Raw genomic sequence first — 16,176 nt, forward strand, 5'->3', positions numbered from 1 at the left:
GCCTCAGCGCCGGCGCGCGCCCTGACGAAGGCGTTTGACGTCGATCACGTTGGGGAGCTGCTGAATGCGCGAAAATATCCGTTCGAGTGCCTCGAGTCCGTCGACTTCGAGGGTGATACGCATCCGGGCGACGTTGTCGTCCTGGTCGGTCGCGGTGTTGACGGAGGTGACGTTGACTCGGTCGCTGGAAAGCACGTGAGTGACGTCACGCAGCAGTCCCGAGCGATCCCACGCCTCGATCTCGATATCCACCGGATACTGAGCGCGGGCCTTCTCGCCCCAGCTGACGTCAACAATCCGCCGCGGCTCCTCACTGCTGAGCTGCAGGACGTTGGTGCAGTCCTGACGGTGGATGGTCACACCGCGCCCCTGGGTGATATAGCCGATGATCTGATCGCCGGGCACCGGGTGGCAGCAGTTGGCCATCGCCGTTTTGAGGTTGCCGACCCCTAGCACGGTGATGTCGCCCGCATCGCTGTTGGCCACATGCCTGGGCTTGGCGAGCAATCGTCCAAGCGCGTCCTCCTCCTCGCTTTCACCGAAGCGCTGCTGCGCCTGATGCAGCACCTGGCCGATTCGCAGGTCGCCGGCACCAATGGCGGCGTACATGTCCTCGACGCTGGTGTAGTTGACGGCTGTCGCCAGCTCGCCGAGATCGATGCCCTCGATGTCCAGACGGCGAAACTCACGGTCGAAGATGGCCTTGCCCTCGTCGAGGTTCTGCTCCCGTGCCTGCTGCTTGAACCATGCCTGGATCTTCGAGCGTGCCCGACTCGTCTGCACGTAGCCGAGATTGGGATTGATCCAGTCGCGGCTCGGCCCGCTCTTGCTCGCGGTGAGAATCTCCACCTGCTGGCCGGTCTTCAGCCGGTAGGTGAGCGGCACGATGCGGCCGTCGACCTTGGCGCCGCGACACCGGTGACCGATCTCGGTATGAACGCGGTAGGCGAAATCGATGGGCGTGGCGACCTGCGGCATATCGATGACGTGGCCATCCGGGGTAAAGACGTAGATACGATCCGGGGCGATGTCGCTGACCAGCCCCTCGCGGAAATCGTCGATCTCGCCGACCTCTTCCTGCCACTCCAGCACCTGGCGCAGCCAGGCGATTTTCTCTTCGTAGCTGCGACTCTTGGGATCGGTATCGGTGCCCTTGTAACGCCAGTGAGCGCACACGCCGAGTTCCGCCTCCTCGTGCATCGCGAAGGTGCGCACCTGAATCTCGAGCACCTTGTTCTCGGGACCGAAAACCGCCGTGTGCAGGGATTGATAGCCGTTCTTCTTGGGATTGGCGATGTAGTCGTCGAACTCGTTGGGCACGTGGTGCCAGCGCGAATGCACGACGCCGAGCGTGGTGTAGCAGTCGGTGATCTCCGGCACCAGGATTCGCACCGCGCGCACGTCATAGACCTGGGAAAAGTCGATGTGCTTGCGCTGCATCTTTCGCCAGATCGAATAGATATGCTTGGCGCGGCCATCGACCTGATAGCGAAGGATGCCCTGGCGCTCGAGCAGCATCTCCAGCGTATGCACCACCTCATGGATGTAGTGATCCCGGTCGAGGCGCTTTTCGGCAAGCTGCTTGGCGATCGACTTGTACTCGGGCTCGTGCAGATACCGGAAGGCGAGATCCTCGAGCTCCCACTTCACCTGTCCCACGCCGAGGCGGTGGGCGAGCGGCGCGTAGATGTCAAAGACCTCGCGAGCGACGCGCAGTCGCTTTTCCCGCGAGGCATCCTTCACCTGGCGTAGCGCACAGGTTCGCTCGGCGATCTTGATCAGCGCGATGCGCACGTCGTCGACCATCGTCACCAGCATCTTGCGCAGGTTTTCCTGCTGATTGTGCTGCGACAGTCCCTCCTTGGGCGCCTGGAGCTGGCTGATCGCCGCCATGCTGAGGACACCGTCGATGAGGTTGGCGACTTCCTGGCCCATCTGCTTGGCGACGCTGTCGAGCGTCAGCCGATTACGCCGGACGCTGCGATAGAGCACTGCCGCTTCCAGGGTCGGCTGATCGAGCTTGAGCTGGGCCAGAATATCGGCCATCTCGAGCCCGGTAAGCAGCGTCTGGTGCGGGGTATCGGCAGACGCGTGCTCACCGTCCGCGATGCGCGCGAGTTCGCAGGCGCGGCGCATACGTTCCGGCTCCCGCAGCCCCGCCTCCACGCGAATCTGCGCCACCCAGCGATCGAGGTCGACCCCACCGGCGGCTACCAGTGGCTGATCCTTGCGCACTTTGACCATGACTAACGCGCCCTCTGACTATCGGAAGAATCGGTGGCAGGCCGAGAACGACCGGCCGAGCGAGTGAGCAGCGCCACTGCCTCCAGATGCGCGGTATGCGCGAACATGTCCGCCATCGCCAGACGCTCGAGGCGAAAACCGCCATCACAGAGCGTGGCGAGATCACGGGCGAGCGCCGCCGCATGGCAGGAGACGTAGAGCACGCGCTCGACACCGCTCGTCGCGAGCGCCCGACAGACCGCATCCGCGCCGTCCCGCGGCGGATCGAGCAGTACCGTATCGTGATCGGCGAGCGCACTGGCAAGCGCCTCGCCGGGCACCGCGAGATCGGCCTGGAACGCCGTGACGTTGGTAATCTCGTTGCGTCGCACGTTGGCATGCAGACGCTCGACCATCGCGCGGCTCCCCTCGACTGCGCTGACCGAATGGACGTCACCCGCCAGTGCCAGCGAGAAGTTGCCGACCCCGGCGAAGAGATCCAGCAGTCGCTCACGCCCCGACAGCGCCAGCCACCCTCGCGCGGTGTCGATCAGCCGCTGATTGACCTCGGCATTGACCTGAAGGAAATCCCCCGGCTCGACGGCCAGTGACACCGTCCCCGACGTGCCCTCGACGCTCACGGCAAGCGCCGGCGGCGACACCAGCCACTCCAGGGTGCGTTTCTCCCGGCCTTTGAGCAGTGCCACGGATACCGACTCGCGGGTCGCGAAGTCCCGCCAGCGGGCGCTGTCCTCGGCAACGTCGCGCAGCTGACGCACGACGACGACTGGCTGGCCGCCGTCGGCGAGCAGCAGTTCGATGTGTCCGACGTGGCGCACCACCTCGAGCGACTCGAGCTGGTCGCGAAGTGCTGGCAACAGCGCAGAGAGCCTTGGCGCCAGCACATAGCAGTGCGCGATATCGACAAGCTGCTCGCTGCCACGGCTACGAAAACCAAGATGAATGACGCCATTGGCGTCGCGTTTGACACCCAGACGCGCCCGCCGCCGATAGCCGGCATCGTTGCCGGCGATCACTTCGATCGCGTCGCCGATGTCGCCACCACCGGCCAGGCGATTGATCGCGTGCTGCGACAGCAGCTCGGCGAGCACGCGGCGTTTGTGGTCATGCTGCGCCGTTACCGCCAGATGCTGAAGATCGCAGCCGCCGCAGCGCTCGAAGTACTCGCACGGCGGCGTGACGCGGTCGACGGCGTCGGTCTGACGCTGACGGACGTGGGCCTCGTCGAAACGCCGCCGCTGGCGGTGGACCGCGATGTCGACACGTTCGCCCGTCAGCGCCCGATCAACGAACACGGTCTTGCCATCCGGGTGACGACCCACGCCACGACCGTCATGGGCGAGCCGTTCAATGATCATGACGTCGCCGGACGCTGGCTTCGGTGCCGGCACGCTCCGATGTTCGCGTTTGGCAATCGGTGTGCGCTTTTTCCCTAGCATCGCCATGATCAGGCGTCCGGCGCGTAGAGGCCGGTGGAGAGATAGCGATCGCCACGATCGCAGACAATGAAAACGATCACCGCATTGTTCACCTGCTCGGCGACCTTGAGCGCGCCAGCGAGCGCACCCCCGGAAGAGACACCGCCGAGAATCCCCTCTTCGCGGGCGAGACGACGCATGTGTTCCTCAGCTTCCGCCTGCTCGATATCCAGCACCCGATCCACGCGTGACGGCTCGTAGATGCTGGGCAGATACGCTTCCGGCCAGCGGCGAATACCGGCGATACTGGCACCGTCGGCAGGCTGCAACCCGACGATCTCGATCGATGGGTTGCGCTCCTTGAGGTAGCGAGACGTCCCCATGATGGTTCCGGTCGTGCCCATGGAACTCACGAAATGGGTGATACGCCCGGCCGTCTGCTCCCATAGCTCGGGACCTGTGGAGCGATAGTGGGCCAGCGGGTTGTCGGGGTTGGCGAATTGATTGAGCGGCTTGCCCTCGCCGCGGGCGATCATTTCATCGGCGAGATCACGCGCCCCTTCCATCCCCGCATCCTGGCTGACACCGATCAAGGTCGCGCCGTAGGCGGCCATCGCCTGTTTGCGTTCGCTGGACGCGTTGTCGGGCATGACGAGGATCATGCGGTACCCCATGACCGCCGCCGCCATTGCCAGTGCGATTCCGGTATTGCCGGAGGTCGCCTCGATCAACGTGTCACCGGGAACGATGTCGCCACGCGACTCCGCCTCGCGCAGCATCGACAGCGCCGGGCGGTCCTTGACCGAGCCGGCTGGATTGTTCCCCTCGAGCTTGGCAAGCAGCGTGTTGTCACGCCCCGCCGAGATGCGGGCGAGCCGGACCAGTGGCGTGTTGCCGACGGTTTGCGCGAGCGTGGGAAAAGCCATAGCGGATATCCTAGAGACAGTATCGCAGCGCTTCGCAGCACACCCGAGGCGGCCGCCGGAGCGCCGATGGGAATCGACGATGTAGTGATTGGTGACAGTATATCGAAGCTCGCCGGGGGCATGACAGCTCGGTAGCGTCAGCCAACGCGGTGAGGTGCGACCCAGCGGCCGCGTAAAAGTCCCTGAAAGCGCCAACGAGGCCCGCTCATTGCGGTTTTGGCCATGGACGTGAGTGCTACGCTTTCGCTCACTCTCTTTGCCACGGCCGCTCTGAACTCCCATGTCATCCAACGCGCTGTCCCGGTGGACGCTAGTCGTCGGTGTCCTTATGTCCATGGCAATCGGCTGGCACCTTTTCGAGTTGCACGGCGCCGAACAGCGCCAGATTCGCCAACGCCTCGATGGCATCACCCACCTCATGCTTCCCTCACTCAAGGAAGCTGCCGACGTCGGCGACACGGCTCGATTGCACGCGCTGCTCACTCGCCTCGCCGAAAGCGACAGCGTGGCTGGCACGACCTTGTGGGGAACCGACGGCAGTGTCGAGCGTCGCATCGGCGTCGCGGTCAACGCGCCGGCATCGTTCCCGGACGCCGGCAACTGGCAGCCTGTCGAGACCTATCGCTGGATCACCCCCCTTCGACCGGCGCCGCGTTCGCTCTGGCTCGATCTCACTTTCAAGGATGCAGCGCTCGGCTCGCCGCAGAGACGAGCACGACTTTCGCTCGCGGTCGCCCTTGCTGTCGGACTTACCCTGCTGGGCCTGCGGGTGATCGTGCGGCGCCGCGAACGGACCGGCGTCTCCACCGCGCCCGACAATAGCGCCGCCACTGGGCCGGCTTCCGGCAATGGCGCGAGAGACCGCAAGGCTCAGGCATTGTCACCGGCGACGGCGGCAACCCCCAGTCAGCGACAGCTGGCTTTTGCCAGCCACGAGCTGCGGGCGCCGCTGTCCGGCCTGCTGGGTTTCTGCCGCCTGCTCGAAGGCAGCTCACTCAATGCACGCCAGCGCGAGTGGCTGCGACATATCGACCTTGCCTCTCGCGGGCTGCTGGAGACGGTCGATCACGTGCTCGGTGATACCCGACACCACTCCGACGAGGTGTTCGACATCGCGGATTTGGCGTGGGAGGTCGCTTGCCTTCAGGCTCCCCTGGCCCAGGCCAAGCGCATTACGCTGTTGCCACTGGTCTATGACGAGGTGCCGCCACGTCTTCTCGGCGCCAGCCTGCCCGTTCGCCAGCTGCTCACCAATCTGATCAACAACGCGATCAAGCATGGCCGAGCCGGTGACGTGGTGATCTGCGTCCGGCTCGAGCGTCGCGACAGCAAGGGTGTACGCCTGCGACTCAGCGTGCGCAACGAAGGCGCACTCTGCGCCGACCAGCACCGACGCTTGAAACAGCGCTTGGCGACGGCAGCCGACATGCCTCAGGAGGTCATGCCGGATGAGGCAGACCGACTCGCCAGCGGCCTCGCGATCTGTCGGGAGCTGGTCGCCACAATGGACGGCTCGGTGGACATCGAGACCGGCCAAGGCTGGACGACCCTGACGGCCTGCTTTGCGCTACGAGCCTGTGAGCCGCTCACACGCCTACCCGAGTTCGACCTCGACGGCGCGCGCATCGCGGTGCATCAGCCGCACCGCCGGTTGGCACGCCTGCTCGACCACACGTTAAAACGCTGGTCCGCCGCGCCGTCGGCCTCCCTAAATGTCGATGCCCTTGCCGCCGGGCCCGAGCGCCCCGATCTGATCGTCGTAGGCATCGAGCGCAGTGATCTGGAGAGTGACGCCGCCGCCGACTGGCAGCGCCGCTTCGATGAGATCGCCACACCCTGCCTGCTACTGGTCAACGCCGGGCCGACCGAAGCGCTTGAGTGGCGGCTGCCGCCCGGCAGTCGTATTCAGCGCCTGCCGATGTCGCGCTACATGTTCGGCCGCGCACTGACCAGCATGTTGAGCGAGCACCGTCTGGCGACCCGCGCCGATCGCCCGCAGGTGCTGGTGATCGACGACGATGAACTCTCTCAACACTATCTCGATGCGATGGTCTCGATCGTGGGTGCCCGACCACTGATCGCCGAGACGTTCGCAGGCGGGTTGCAGATCGCCCAGCAGCAGCGCATCGACCTGGTGCTGATGGACCGCCATCTACCGGACGCCTGCGGTGACGAGCAAGTGGCGACCTTGAAGGGATTGGGTGAGCGCTGGCAGCAGATTCCGATCGTGCTCATGAGCGCGGATCTGGATCAAAAATGTGCGACCCAGCCACTGATTCGCCGCCCGGACGAGCAGGTCGGCAAGCCGCTCAACGAGCAACGGCTGCGCCAGCTCCTGGCGAGGCATCTACCCGCGACGATCGCCGCCACGGACGTGCAAGCCGACACTGTCTTCGAAGCTTCGGCGTCTCACTCCCCCGATCACGCCCCGGCAACAGATTCGGCCAACCACTGGCGATCCGATCCATTCGAGTCTGGCGCTGCCAGGGTCGACACGAACCAGCTCGGGGCTGATGCACTGGCGTTGCCCGTGATCGACCCTGCGCTTTCGCTGCATCTCGCCGGCGGACGCCAGGCTCTCGCCGATGACATGCTGGCGTTGCTTTGGAAGGAGTTACCCGCCCATCGGCGCGCGCTGGAAAATGCCTGGACCGGGTCCGACGAAGCGGCGCTCGCCGAGGCGGCTCACAAGCTCAACGGTGGCTGTCGCTACTGCGGCGTACCGGCATTGAGCGAGGCGTGCGAGGCTCTCGAACGGCGCCTGAACCACCATGGCATCCATGCCTGTGTCGAGGAATGGCATGCGCTGCAGGAGGCCCTGCAGCGCACCCTGGCTCACATCACAAGTCAATAGAAAGGATCAACCGCACATCGAACCACTACGCGTGCGTTGCGTGGTCGTGGTCGTGGTCGTGGTCGTGGTCGTGGTCGTGGTCGTGGTCGTGGTCGTGGTCGTGGTCGTGGTCGAAGGATTCTATCTGCGCGACGAGGCCTGCTTCTTGCCCCGCCACTATCAGCTTCTTCATCTCGGCGACCGCCTCTTTCAGCCCCACGAACAGCGCCCGCGAGATGATGGCGTGGCCGATATTAAGTTCCTGGACGCCGGCGATTGCGGCAATCGACTCCACGTTATGGTAATGCAGGCCGTGACCGGCATTGACTATCAACCCAAGCTCGCTGGCGAACTCCGCCGCCGCCGTCAGACGAGCATATTCGATTCGCTTCGTCTCACCCTGTGCTTCGGCGTAGGCGCCCGTGTGTAGCTCGACCACCGGGGCGCCAAGCGCGTGAGCCTTCTCGATCTGATCCGGTTCCGGGTCGATGAACAGGGACACTCGACAGCCCGCCGCGCTCAGCCGCCGGCACGCTTCACCGATCACGGGCTCGCCGGCGATGAGGTCGAGCCCGCCTTCGGTGGTCAGCTCTTCACGCTTCTCCGGTACCAGACAGACGTCGGCTGGCTGTAATTGCTCGGCCAGTGCGATCATCTCTTCGGTGACCGCCATCTCCAGATTCATCCGCGTATTGATCACCGCGGCGACGAGTTCGACGTCGCGCGGCTGAATGTGGCGGCGGTCCTCACGCAGGTGCAACGTAATGCTGTCGGCACCGGCCTCCTCGGCCAGCAGCGCTGCCTGCACCGGGTCGGGATAGCGAGTGCCCCGGGCCTGCCGCAAAGTCGCGACGTGATCGATATTGACGCCGAGCTGAATACGAGTGGCCGTCATGGGGTGACTCCTTGCGGGTGATCGTTAGAGCGGGGAGAAATTCGAAACGTTGCGGGAGTCAGTCACGCTGGCGGCGCGAGCGCAGCCGCTGCATGAGCTCTCGCGAGCGCAGTGGCTGCTGCCCGATGAGCGGCGCCAGCGCCGCGCGGGTCAGTGCCTTGCTGAGCCCGGCAAGTCCCGGCGCGTCCCAGTCTCCTCGGCCCAGCAACTTGAGGCTACGTCCATCCCAGCCAGGCGATGTCGTGTCATCGGCCGGTAAACGCACGAAGCGACGCTCGCCCGGGCTGTAGCGATAGCGCGCGGCCGGGTCGAGAGACTGCTCGTCGACATCCACGAAGACCGGGTCGGCATCCAGCGCCTCGAGCAGCGTGACCTCCAGACGGCGTAACGCGCTTGCACGCTCGGCGGGCCGCGTCAGGCGTTCGATGGTCCAGCCATAGATGGCGAAGACTTCGCTGACCGGCAGACCCACCGGCAGCGCCCGGGTCAAGAGTTCATTGGCGTAGAGCCCGCAGAGCAACCCTTCCCCCGCCAACAGAACGGCGCTCTGCGTGGTCTCCATCATCCGTAACCGCTTGAGATCGCTTTCGCCGACCCAAGTCAGATGCAGCGGCGCAAACGGCTGCAGCTTGCTACGCGACTTGCTGCCGGCCCGCTGTACCCCCTGAGCGATGGCACGAACGTGACCGTGTTCGAGGGTGATCACATCGACCAGCGCACTGGTCTCGCGATAGGGACGTTTGTGCAGCAGATAGGCCGGCTGAGGTTGCATGGGCGGGACGCGACTCGGCTAGTCGAGATCGTAGCCGAGACTTCTCAGCGCACGGTCGTCGTCAGACCAGCCTCGCTTCACCTTGACCCAGAGATTAAGCATGATCTTGGCATCGAAGGCCCGCTCCATCTCCTGACGCGCTTCGGTACCGATCTTCTTGATGCGATCGCCCTTGTCGCCGATCAGGATCTTCTTCTGACCCTGGCGTTCCACGAGCATCAGCGCGCTGATATGAATCACGCGTCCTTCGTCGCGAAACTCCTCGATCTCCACGGTCATCTGATACGGCAGCTCGTCACCCAACTGGCGCATCACCTTCTCGCGGACCAACTCCGCGGCGAGAAAGCGCTGGCTCTTGTTGGTGATCTGGTCTTCCGGAAAATAGTGCACGTTTTCCGGCAGGCACTTGGCCACTTCCGCCTCGAGCTCCGGCACGTTGGTGCCATGCTTCGCCGACAGCGGGAGGATCGCGGCGAATTCACGCCGTATGGACAGCGACTCCAGCCACGGCAGCAGTGTGGTCTTGTCCTCGAGCCGGTCGACCTTGTTCACCGCAAGAATGACCGGCGCCTTGACGTGGGTCAGCTTGTCGAGCACGACCTGATCTTCATCGGTCCAGCGAGTGCGGTCGACGATGAAGACCACGCAATCGACATCACGCAGCGCCTGGGACGCGGCCTGATTCATGAAGCGGTTGATCGCTTTGTTGCGATCTTTGGTCTGCTGGTGCATGCCCGGCGTGTCGACGTAGACGAACTGAGACTCACCCTCGGTCTTGATCCCCATGATCTGATGACGCGTCGTCTGGGGACGACGCGAAGTGATCGAGACCTTCTGGCCGAGGATTCGATTCATGAGGGTCGACTTCCCAACATTGGGACGGCCGACGATCGCGACGAAACCGCAGGTCTGTGTCATTTGCGTCGACTCTTGTTGGGTTCGAGTTGTACAAGCGCCAGCTCGGCGGCCTGCTGTTCGGCGAGCCGACGACTGGTGCCCTCGCCGATGGTGGGGGCTTCGCCGAGCATGGCGACATGGCACTCGACGCTAAACGTCTGCGCGTGCGCCTCTCCCTCGACCGAGGTGACCTCGTAACGCGGTAGCGCCTGTTGGCGCGACTGCAGAAACTCCTGCAGTCGCGTCTTGGGATCTTTCTGCGTGTTATGCAGATCAATGGCGTCCAGGCGCGTCTCGAACCAAGCCAGCACTCGGCTACGCGCCACGTCCATGCCGGCGTCCAGATAGATCGCGCCGATCACTGCCTCCAGCGCGTCGGCGAGGATGGACTCACGGCGGTGACCGCCGCTCTTCATCTCGCCGGAGCCCAGACGCAGACACTCGCCGAGATCGAACTCCTTCGCCACGACGGCCAGCGTCTGGCCCTTGACCAGGCCGGCTCGAAGCCGCGATAGCTGGCCTTCCCTCGCCGCCGGAAAGCGCTCGAACAGCGCCTCGCCGATAACGAAGTTGACGATGGAGTCGCCAAGAAATTCGAGTCGTTCGTTATTACCGCCACCGACGCTTCGGTGCGTCAATGCCAGCTCCAGCCGCGTTCGGTCACGAAACTCGTAGCCAATACGGCGACTGAAACCTACCAGAGGATCACTCACGTCATTCCCACTTTAGGTTGTACTGTGTGTCGCGACTCGCCTGCACGGTGAAGCCGATCGGGACGGCAGTGCGAGCGAAGAATCACGACGGTCGGCGAGCCGGCGCGCGGCGGCGCCGGGCGAATTTCAGTGTATCTGGCGCACCGTGCTGAAGCTAGGCAGCCCGCCGTCCCAGTGCATCCAGACCGCGAACGCCTTGCCGACGATGTTACCTTCCGGGACGAAGCCCCAATAGCGGCTGTCGTTGGAGTGGTCGCGGTTGTCACCCATCATGAAATATTCGTTGTCGGGCACCACGATTTCACGCATCTGCGGGCCCGGCGTCTGCGGCGTGTTGTAGATGCTGTGATCGACGTCGCCAAGCTGCTCCAGCAGCTCTTCTTCGCCGGGGGCGGTTTCCGGGTCCGCATCGATGACCGATTTCGGGACCGGCTCGCCGTTGACGTAGAGCTGCTTGTTCTCATAGCGAATCCGATCGCCCGGCAGCCCAATCACCCGCTTGATGAAGTTGACCGACGGGTCGTTGGGGAAACGAAAGACCATGACGTCCCCCCGTTCGGGCTCACCCAGATCGGCGACTTCGGTGTTGGTGACCGGCAGTCGGAGCCCGTAGGCGAATTTGTTGACGAGGATGAAATCACCGATTTCCAGCGTCGGGCGCATCGATCCCGAAGGGATCTGAAACGGTTCGACGATGAAACTTCTCACGACCAGCACGATCAGCAGCACCGGGAAGAACGAGCGGGCGTAGTCGATTGGCCAAGGCTCTTTGTACTCCACTCGGGATTCGTGGCCCTGTGCCTTCGCCGCCTCGCGTTGACGTTCACGGCGTTTGCGTCGCCAGAAAAGACGGTCGAGCAGCCAGACGACTCCGGTCACAGCGACCGCAAGCACCAACAACAACGAAAAATTCATGCGAGATTTCCTACTCGTTCACTTTGAGAACGGCAAGGAACGCATCCTGAGGGATCTCGACGCGTCCTACCTGCTTCATCCGCTTCTTACCGGCTTTCTGCTTCTCGAGCAGTTTCTTCTTACGGCTGGCATCGCCGCCGTAACACTTCGCCGTGACGTTCTTGCGTAGCGCCTTGACCGTCGAGCGAGCGACCACGTGCCCGCCGATGGCGGCTTGAATCGCGACATCGAACATCTGGCGCGGGATCAGCTCCTGCATCTTCTCGACCAGAATCCGGCCGCGAGCATGGGCGTGATCACGGTGGATGATGACCGCCAGCGCATCGACGCGATCGCCATTGATGAGGATGTCGAGACGCACCAGCTTGGCTGCATCGAAACGCTCGAAACTGTAGTCCAGCGACGCGTAGCCCTTGGAGATCGACTTCAGGCGGTCGAAGAAGTCCATCACTACTTCCGCCATCGGCAGCTCATACACCAGCTGCATCTGATTACCCAGCACCTGCATGTCGAGCTGGACACCGCGGCGGTTGACGCAATCGCTGATGACCGCACCGACGTACTCCTGCGGCACCAGAATGTTGGCGCGAACGATCGGCTCACGCATTTCGGTGACGTTGGCGAGATCGGGCAGCTTCGACGGGTTGGAGATGTACTCGAGCTCACCGTCATCCATCAACAGCTCATAGATGACCGTCGGTGCGGTCGTCAGGAGATCGAGGTTGTACTCGCGCTCCAGCCGCTCCTGAATGATCTCCATGTGCAGCGTACCGAGACAGCCGACGCGGAAGCCGAATCCCAGCGCGTCCGAGTTCTCGGGTACGTAGTCGAGCGAGGCGTCGTTGAGCGCGAGCTTCTCGAGCGCGTCGCGGAAATCTTCGTACTCGTCCGAGCTGACCGGGAACATGCCGGCGTAGACCTGCGGCTTCACTTTCTGGAAGCCGGGAAGACGAGCCACATCCCGGGTCTTGGCGTGGGTGATGGTGTCACCCACCGGCGCCCCGTGAATGTCCTTGATGCCGGCGATCACGAAGCCCACTTCGCCCGCGCGCAGCATCCCGGTGGAGTGCTGCTTGGGGTTGAAGAAACCGATGTCGCCGACTTCCCAGTCGCGACCGGTCGACTTCATGTGAATCTTGTCGCCCTTCTTCAGGGTGCCGTCAAACAGACGAACCAGTGACACGACCCCCTGATAGTTATCGAACCAGGAGTCGATGATCAGCGCCTGGAGGCTGCCTTCGCGATCTCCCTGGGGCGGCGGAATATCCCGCACCAGGCGCTCGAGTAATAGGTCGACGTTAAGCCCGCTCTTGGCCGACACCTGAACGGCGTCGTGGGCGTCCAGCCCGATGATCTCTTCGATCTCGTGGGCTACCCGGTCCGGGTCGGCCTGGGGCAGATCCATCTTGTTGAGAACCGGCAGCACCTCGAGGTTCTGCTCGATCGCGGTGTAGCAGTTGGCGACGGACTGTGCCTCGACACCCTGCGCGGCATCGACCACCAGCAGCGCACCCTCGCAGGCGTAGAGCGAGCGCGACACTTCATAGGAGAAGTCGACATGTCCGGGCGTGTCGATGAAGTTGAGCTGGTAGGTGTGGCCGTCCTTGGCTTGATAGTCGAGCGTCACCGACTGCGCCTTGATGGTAATGCCACGCTCACGCTCGAGATCCATGGAATCGAGCACCTGCTCCTTGAGCTCACGCTCGGTCAAGCCACCGCAGACCTGAATGATGCGGTCGGCCAGCGTGGACTTGCCGTGGTCGACGTGCGCGATGATCGAGAAGTTCCGGATGTACTTGAGCTGTTCGTTGCTTGCGGCGTCTGCCATTGAATCCTTACCGATCGTTTGTACGCGCAGACGAACACAGGCCATGGCGGCGAGTCGCGCGGGGAAGAGTGACGAAATGGCGGCATTGTACCGACATGGTCAAGGCAAAGACAGCAGCGTGCCGAGGGTCTCGACATCGCTGGCCGCCGGTTGATCAGAAACGAAACAAGCGCCGATCGGCCCCGGTGACGGAACGGATCGGCGCTTGTCGTGACTCGCCGACGCCGGACGGCGTCGGCTTACCCTGTCGATCAGGAGTCGTCGGCGCCCAGGCGCAGTGCGACGAAGAGTGCGTTGCCGTCGCGCTGGATGCGTACCGGCACCGCTCGGTTGCCGTCGATGGACTGGACGGCATCGATCAACGCATCCGCGGTTTCGACGTTTTTCTGATCGAAACTGACGATGACGTCACCGGACTCGATACCGGCTGCGGCCGCTGCACCGCGGGGATCGACACGACGTACCAGCACCCCGCTATCGACGCCGAGCTGCTCTTTCTGCTGATCGTCGAGGTCGCTCACCGCGATACCCAGACGCCCCTGCTCGGCCGAGGAGGATTGGCTCGGCGAGCCATCGGCGTTCAGCTCCTCCGGCCATTCACCCACCGTGACATCGAGCGTTTGCGTCTCGCCCGCGCGCAGGATCTGGAGTTCGAGGTCGTCGCCCGGCGCCACCTGCCCCACCAGTCGTGGCAACGTGGTGGAGTCCTCGATCTCTTCGCCGCCCGCCTTGAGCACGACGTCACCGGCTTTCAAACCGGCTTGCTTCGCCGGACTGTCATCGCTGACGTCAGAGATCAGCGCGCCACGCGTATCGTCGAGGCCGAAGGATTCCGCCAGATCCTTGGAGACCGGTTGAATCACCACGCCCAACCAGCCTCGGCTGACGTGACCTTCGGTTCGAAGCTGGTCGGCCACATTCATCGCTACGCTGATCGGCACCGCAAAGGAGAGCCCCATGAAGCCGCCACTGCGAGTATAAATCTGGGAGTTGATCCCCACGACCTCACCGTCGAGGTTGAACAACGGACCGCCGGAATTGCCGGGGTTGATCGCGACGTCGGTCTGAATGAACGGCACGTAGGTTTCGCTCGGCAACGTCCGGTTGATCGCGCTGACGATACCGGCGGTCACGGAGTGATCGAAGCCGAATGGCGAGCCGATCGCTGCCACCCACTCGCCGGCTTCGAGATCGTCGGAGTCCCCGACGTTGAGCGTCGGCAGGTCGTCAGCATCGACCTTGAGCAGTGCTACGTCAGTCCGCGGATCGGATCCGACCAGAGTGGCCGGCAGTTCGCGCCGATCGTTGAGACGCACCATGATCTCGTCGGCGTCCTTGACCACGTGGGCATTGGTCAACACGTACCCATCAGCGCGAATCACGAAGCCCGACCCCAGAGACTTTCGCTCGCCCTCGCTACCCGGCGAACCGGGCATCGGCGGCATCTGGTCGCCGAAAAAACGGCGGAAGATTTCCGGCATTTCCTGCTGGCCGTAGTCGCTGCGGCTGACGGTACTCGTCGTCGCGATGTTGACCACGCCCGGCGCGGCCTGCTTGACCAGCTCGGTGAAATCAGGAAGCTCCCGCGCCTGCGCCGTCTGGAAGGCGGTCAACATGACTGCCATTAAAAGCCAGGTCGACAACCACTTCGTCATGCGTTGCATAAACACTCCTAACCGTCGTGAAGACTCGTGTAATCGCAAATGGGTTACCCGCCGGGGGATGACAACATGGCTTGAACCCCGACGAGCTCGGGCGAGTCAATCTTGCAGCATCGTCCTCGCCCTTAACATTGATACGAAAAAAACGCCCGAGTTCAATCGGATGTAAATTTTCTTTACCTGATCGCCCTGGACCGGGGTCGCCAGCGGCTTTCGTGTAACGGCTATCGGCTGGCACCGTCGGACGCGAAGAGCGCCTGGCGCGAACGGGAGAGGATGAGAAACGAAAACGCCGCCGTGTCTCTCGACACGACGGCGTTGAAGGCCGAAGTAAAAGACTTCCGGTCAGCGCTACTGGGTCGCGCTGGCCTGATGCAACTGGCTGGCGTAGGCGCCGCTGGAGCGCAGCAACGGCGCCCACTCATCGCTGCCCATCGCATCACTCGTGGCGTGACGCTCGAAGAACGGCCGCAGAGAAGCGCTACCGTCCGCGGGCAGATAAGCCGGGTTGCCCACGCTGTCACCGATGGTCATCAGCCCGTTACCGGCGCCTCCCATCGAGGAGTATGGCATGCCGTCCGAAGCCGGTGCCTGCATCGAAGCGGGCATGACGCCATTTTGGCCGCCCTCTCCACCGCTCTGTAAAGTGAAACCGGGTGCCGAGTCGCGCGCAGGCGAGCTGGCGATATCTTGGGTCACGCCGTTATCGGCAAAGCGACCGTTATAGACCTGTACACCCGTGATCACCATCAGTGAGACGGCTGCCGCCACGGCCGCCCCGCCCATCATGGAGAACGAGTGCCGTTTCGGCGACGTCGCCGTTTCCGGCTGGGTAGACGCCTGATCCGAAACGTGCGGCTCATCGTGAAGTGCCGCCAGCACATCCCCGGAAATATCCACATCGACGACGCTGTCGCGTTCGCGACGCATCATGCTTCGGGCGAGGTGGTAGCGCCGCCAGACATCATCGCTCGCTCCCGTCTGCCCACGCTTGAGCACACGGCGAAGATCGAACTCGTCGCCTTCGTTATCCATCAATGCGGAAAACGATTCGTTTAACTGCTTCATAGTCAC

General features: G+C 63.4%; 12 protein-coding genes. 1 reads left to right on the top strand and 11 read right to left on the bottom strand.

Annotation, left to right across the window (positions count from 1 at the left end; translation table 11 throughout):
• Positions 1-3 precede the first annotated feature (3 nt).
• From relA to cysM, 3 genes are read right to left on the bottom strand one after another with little or no spacing between them, the layout of a single operon-like run.
• Positions 4-2,244 carry a GTP diphosphokinase gene (gene relA / locus DOM41_RS13885; protein ID WP_110687440.1) on the bottom strand — a complete coding sequence of 747 codons (2,241 nt, stop codon included), beginning with the start codon at positions 2,242-2,244 and terminating at the stop codon, positions 4-6.
• A 2-nt stretch (positions 2,245-2,246) separates the two neighbouring features.
• The gene (locus DOM41_RS13890) at positions 2,247-3,689 is read right to left on the bottom strand and encodes a TRAM domain-containing protein (protein WP_110687441.1); all 1,443 of its coding nucleotides are present in this window, start codon (positions 3,687-3,689) and stop codon (positions 2,247-2,249) included.
• A 2-nt stretch (positions 3,690-3,691) separates the two neighbouring features.
• Complete coding sequence (gene cysM / locus DOM41_RS13895) at positions 3,692-4,588, bottom strand: cysteine synthase CysM (protein ID WP_110687442.1); 897 nt, start codon at positions 4,586-4,588, stop codon at positions 3,692-3,694.
• Positions 4,589-4,916: 328 nt separating this feature from the next.
• Here cysM and DOM41_RS13900 point away from each other — a divergent pair, with 328 nt between their 5' ends.
• Entirely contained in the window at positions 4,917-7,442 is a 2,526-nt protein-coding gene (locus DOM41_RS13900) for an Hpt domain-containing protein (RefSeq protein WP_188112405.1), read from the top strand.
• A 25-nt stretch (positions 7,443-7,467) separates the two neighbouring features.
• Here DOM41_RS13900 and pdxJ read toward each other — a convergent pair whose 3' ends face one another.
• From pdxJ to DOM41_RS13940, 8 genes are all read right to left on the bottom strand, one after another.
• Entirely contained in the window at positions 7,468-8,316 is an 849-nt protein-coding gene (gene pdxJ, locus DOM41_RS13905; RefSeq protein ID WP_110687444.1) for a pyridoxine 5'-phosphate synthase, read from the bottom strand.
• Positions 8,317-8,374: 58 nt separating this feature from the next.
• Positions 8,375-9,088: a DNA repair protein RecO gene (recO, locus tag DOM41_RS13910; protein WP_110687445.1), complete on the bottom strand. Its 714-nt coding sequence runs from the start codon at positions 9,086-9,088 to the stop codon at positions 8,375-8,377.
• A gap of 18 nt (positions 9,089-9,106) precedes the next feature.
• Positions 9,107-10,006: a GTPase Era gene (gene era, locus DOM41_RS13915; protein ID WP_110687446.1), complete on the bottom strand. Its 900-nt coding sequence runs from the start codon at positions 10,004-10,006 to the stop codon at positions 9,107-9,109.
• On the bottom strand, positions 10,003-10,698 hold the full coding sequence (gene rnc / locus DOM41_RS13920) for a ribonuclease III (protein WP_110687447.1): 696 nt from the start codon (positions 10,696-10,698) through the stop codon (positions 10,003-10,005). Before rnc ends, era begins: the two co-directional genes overlap by 4 nt.
• Positions 10,699-10,824: 126 nt before the next feature.
• Positions 10,825-11,613 carry a signal peptidase I gene (gene lepB, locus DOM41_RS13925; protein ID WP_110687448.1) on the bottom strand — a complete coding sequence of 263 codons (789 nt, stop codon included), beginning with the start codon at positions 11,611-11,613 and terminating at the stop codon, positions 10,825-10,827.
• 10 nt (positions 11,614-11,623) lie between these two features.
• Positions 11,624-13,441, bottom strand: a complete 1,818-nt coding sequence (lepA, locus tag DOM41_RS13930) for a translation elongation factor 4 (protein WP_110687449.1) — start codon at positions 13,439-13,441, stop codon at positions 11,624-11,626.
• Between the two features lie 251 nt (positions 13,442-13,692).
• A complete protein-coding gene (locus tag DOM41_RS13935; RefSeq protein WP_110687450.1) occupies positions 13,693-15,105 on the bottom strand; it encodes a DegQ family serine endoprotease in 1,413 nt (470 codons plus the stop codon).
• A 348-nt stretch (positions 15,106-15,453) separates the two neighbouring features.
• Positions 15,454-16,170 (bottom strand): sigma-E factor negative regulatory protein, encoded by a 717-nt coding sequence (locus DOM41_RS13940; protein ID WP_110687451.1) that lies wholly within the window; start codon positions 16,168-16,170, stop codon positions 15,454-15,456.
• Positions 16,171-16,176 lie beyond the last annotated feature (6 nt).

Origin of the sequence: Salinicola aestuarinus, from assembly GCF_003206645.1 — a bacterium.
Lineage (GTDB): Bacteria > Pseudomonadota > Gammaproteobacteria > Pseudomonadales > Halomonadaceae > Salinicola > Salinicola aestuarinus.

What these genes read in the sequence shown, in the direction of transcription:
- relA (WP_110687440.1), bottom strand. Translation starts at nt 2,244, where the DNA reads ATGGTCAAAGTGCGCAAGGATCAGCCACTGGTAGCCGCCGGTGGGGTC.
- DOM41_RS13935 (WP_110687450.1), bottom strand. Translation starts at nt 15,105, where the DNA reads ATGCAACGCATGACGAAGTGGTTGTCGACCTGGCTTTTAATGGCAGTC.
- DOM41_RS13900 (WP_188112405.1), top strand. Translation starts at nt 4,917, where the DNA reads ATGTCCATGGCAATCGGCTGGCACCTTTTCGAGTTGCACGGCGCCGAA.
- era (WP_110687446.1), bottom strand. Translation starts at nt 10,006, where the DNA reads ATGACACAGACCTGCGGTTTCGTCGCGATCGTCGGCCGTCCCAATGTT.
- lepB (WP_110687448.1), bottom strand. Translation starts at nt 11,613, where the DNA reads ATGAATTTTTCGTTGTTGTTGGTGCTTGCGGTCGCTGTGACCGGAGTC.
- cysM (WP_110687442.1), bottom strand. Translation starts at nt 4,588, where the DNA reads ATGGCTTTTCCCACGCTCGCGCAAACCGTCGGCAACACGCCACTGGTC.
- DOM41_RS13940 (WP_110687451.1), bottom strand. Translation starts at nt 16,170, where the DNA reads ATGAAGCAGTTAAACGAATCGTTTTCCGCATTGATGGATAACGAAGGC.
- DOM41_RS13890 (WP_110687441.1), bottom strand. Translation starts at nt 3,689, where the DNA reads ATGGCGATGCTAGGGAAAAAGCGCACACCGATTGCCAAACGCGAACAT.
- lepA (WP_110687449.1), bottom strand. Translation starts at nt 13,441, where the DNA reads ATGGCAGACGCCGCAAGCAACGAACAGCTCAAGTACATCCGGAACTTC.
- recO (WP_110687445.1), bottom strand. Translation starts at nt 9,088, where the DNA reads ATGCAACCTCAGCCGGCCTATCTGCTGCACAAACGTCCCTATCGCGAG.
- pdxJ (WP_110687444.1), bottom strand. Translation starts at nt 8,316, where the DNA reads ATGACGGCCACTCGTATTCAGCTCGGCGTCAATATCGATCACGTCGCG.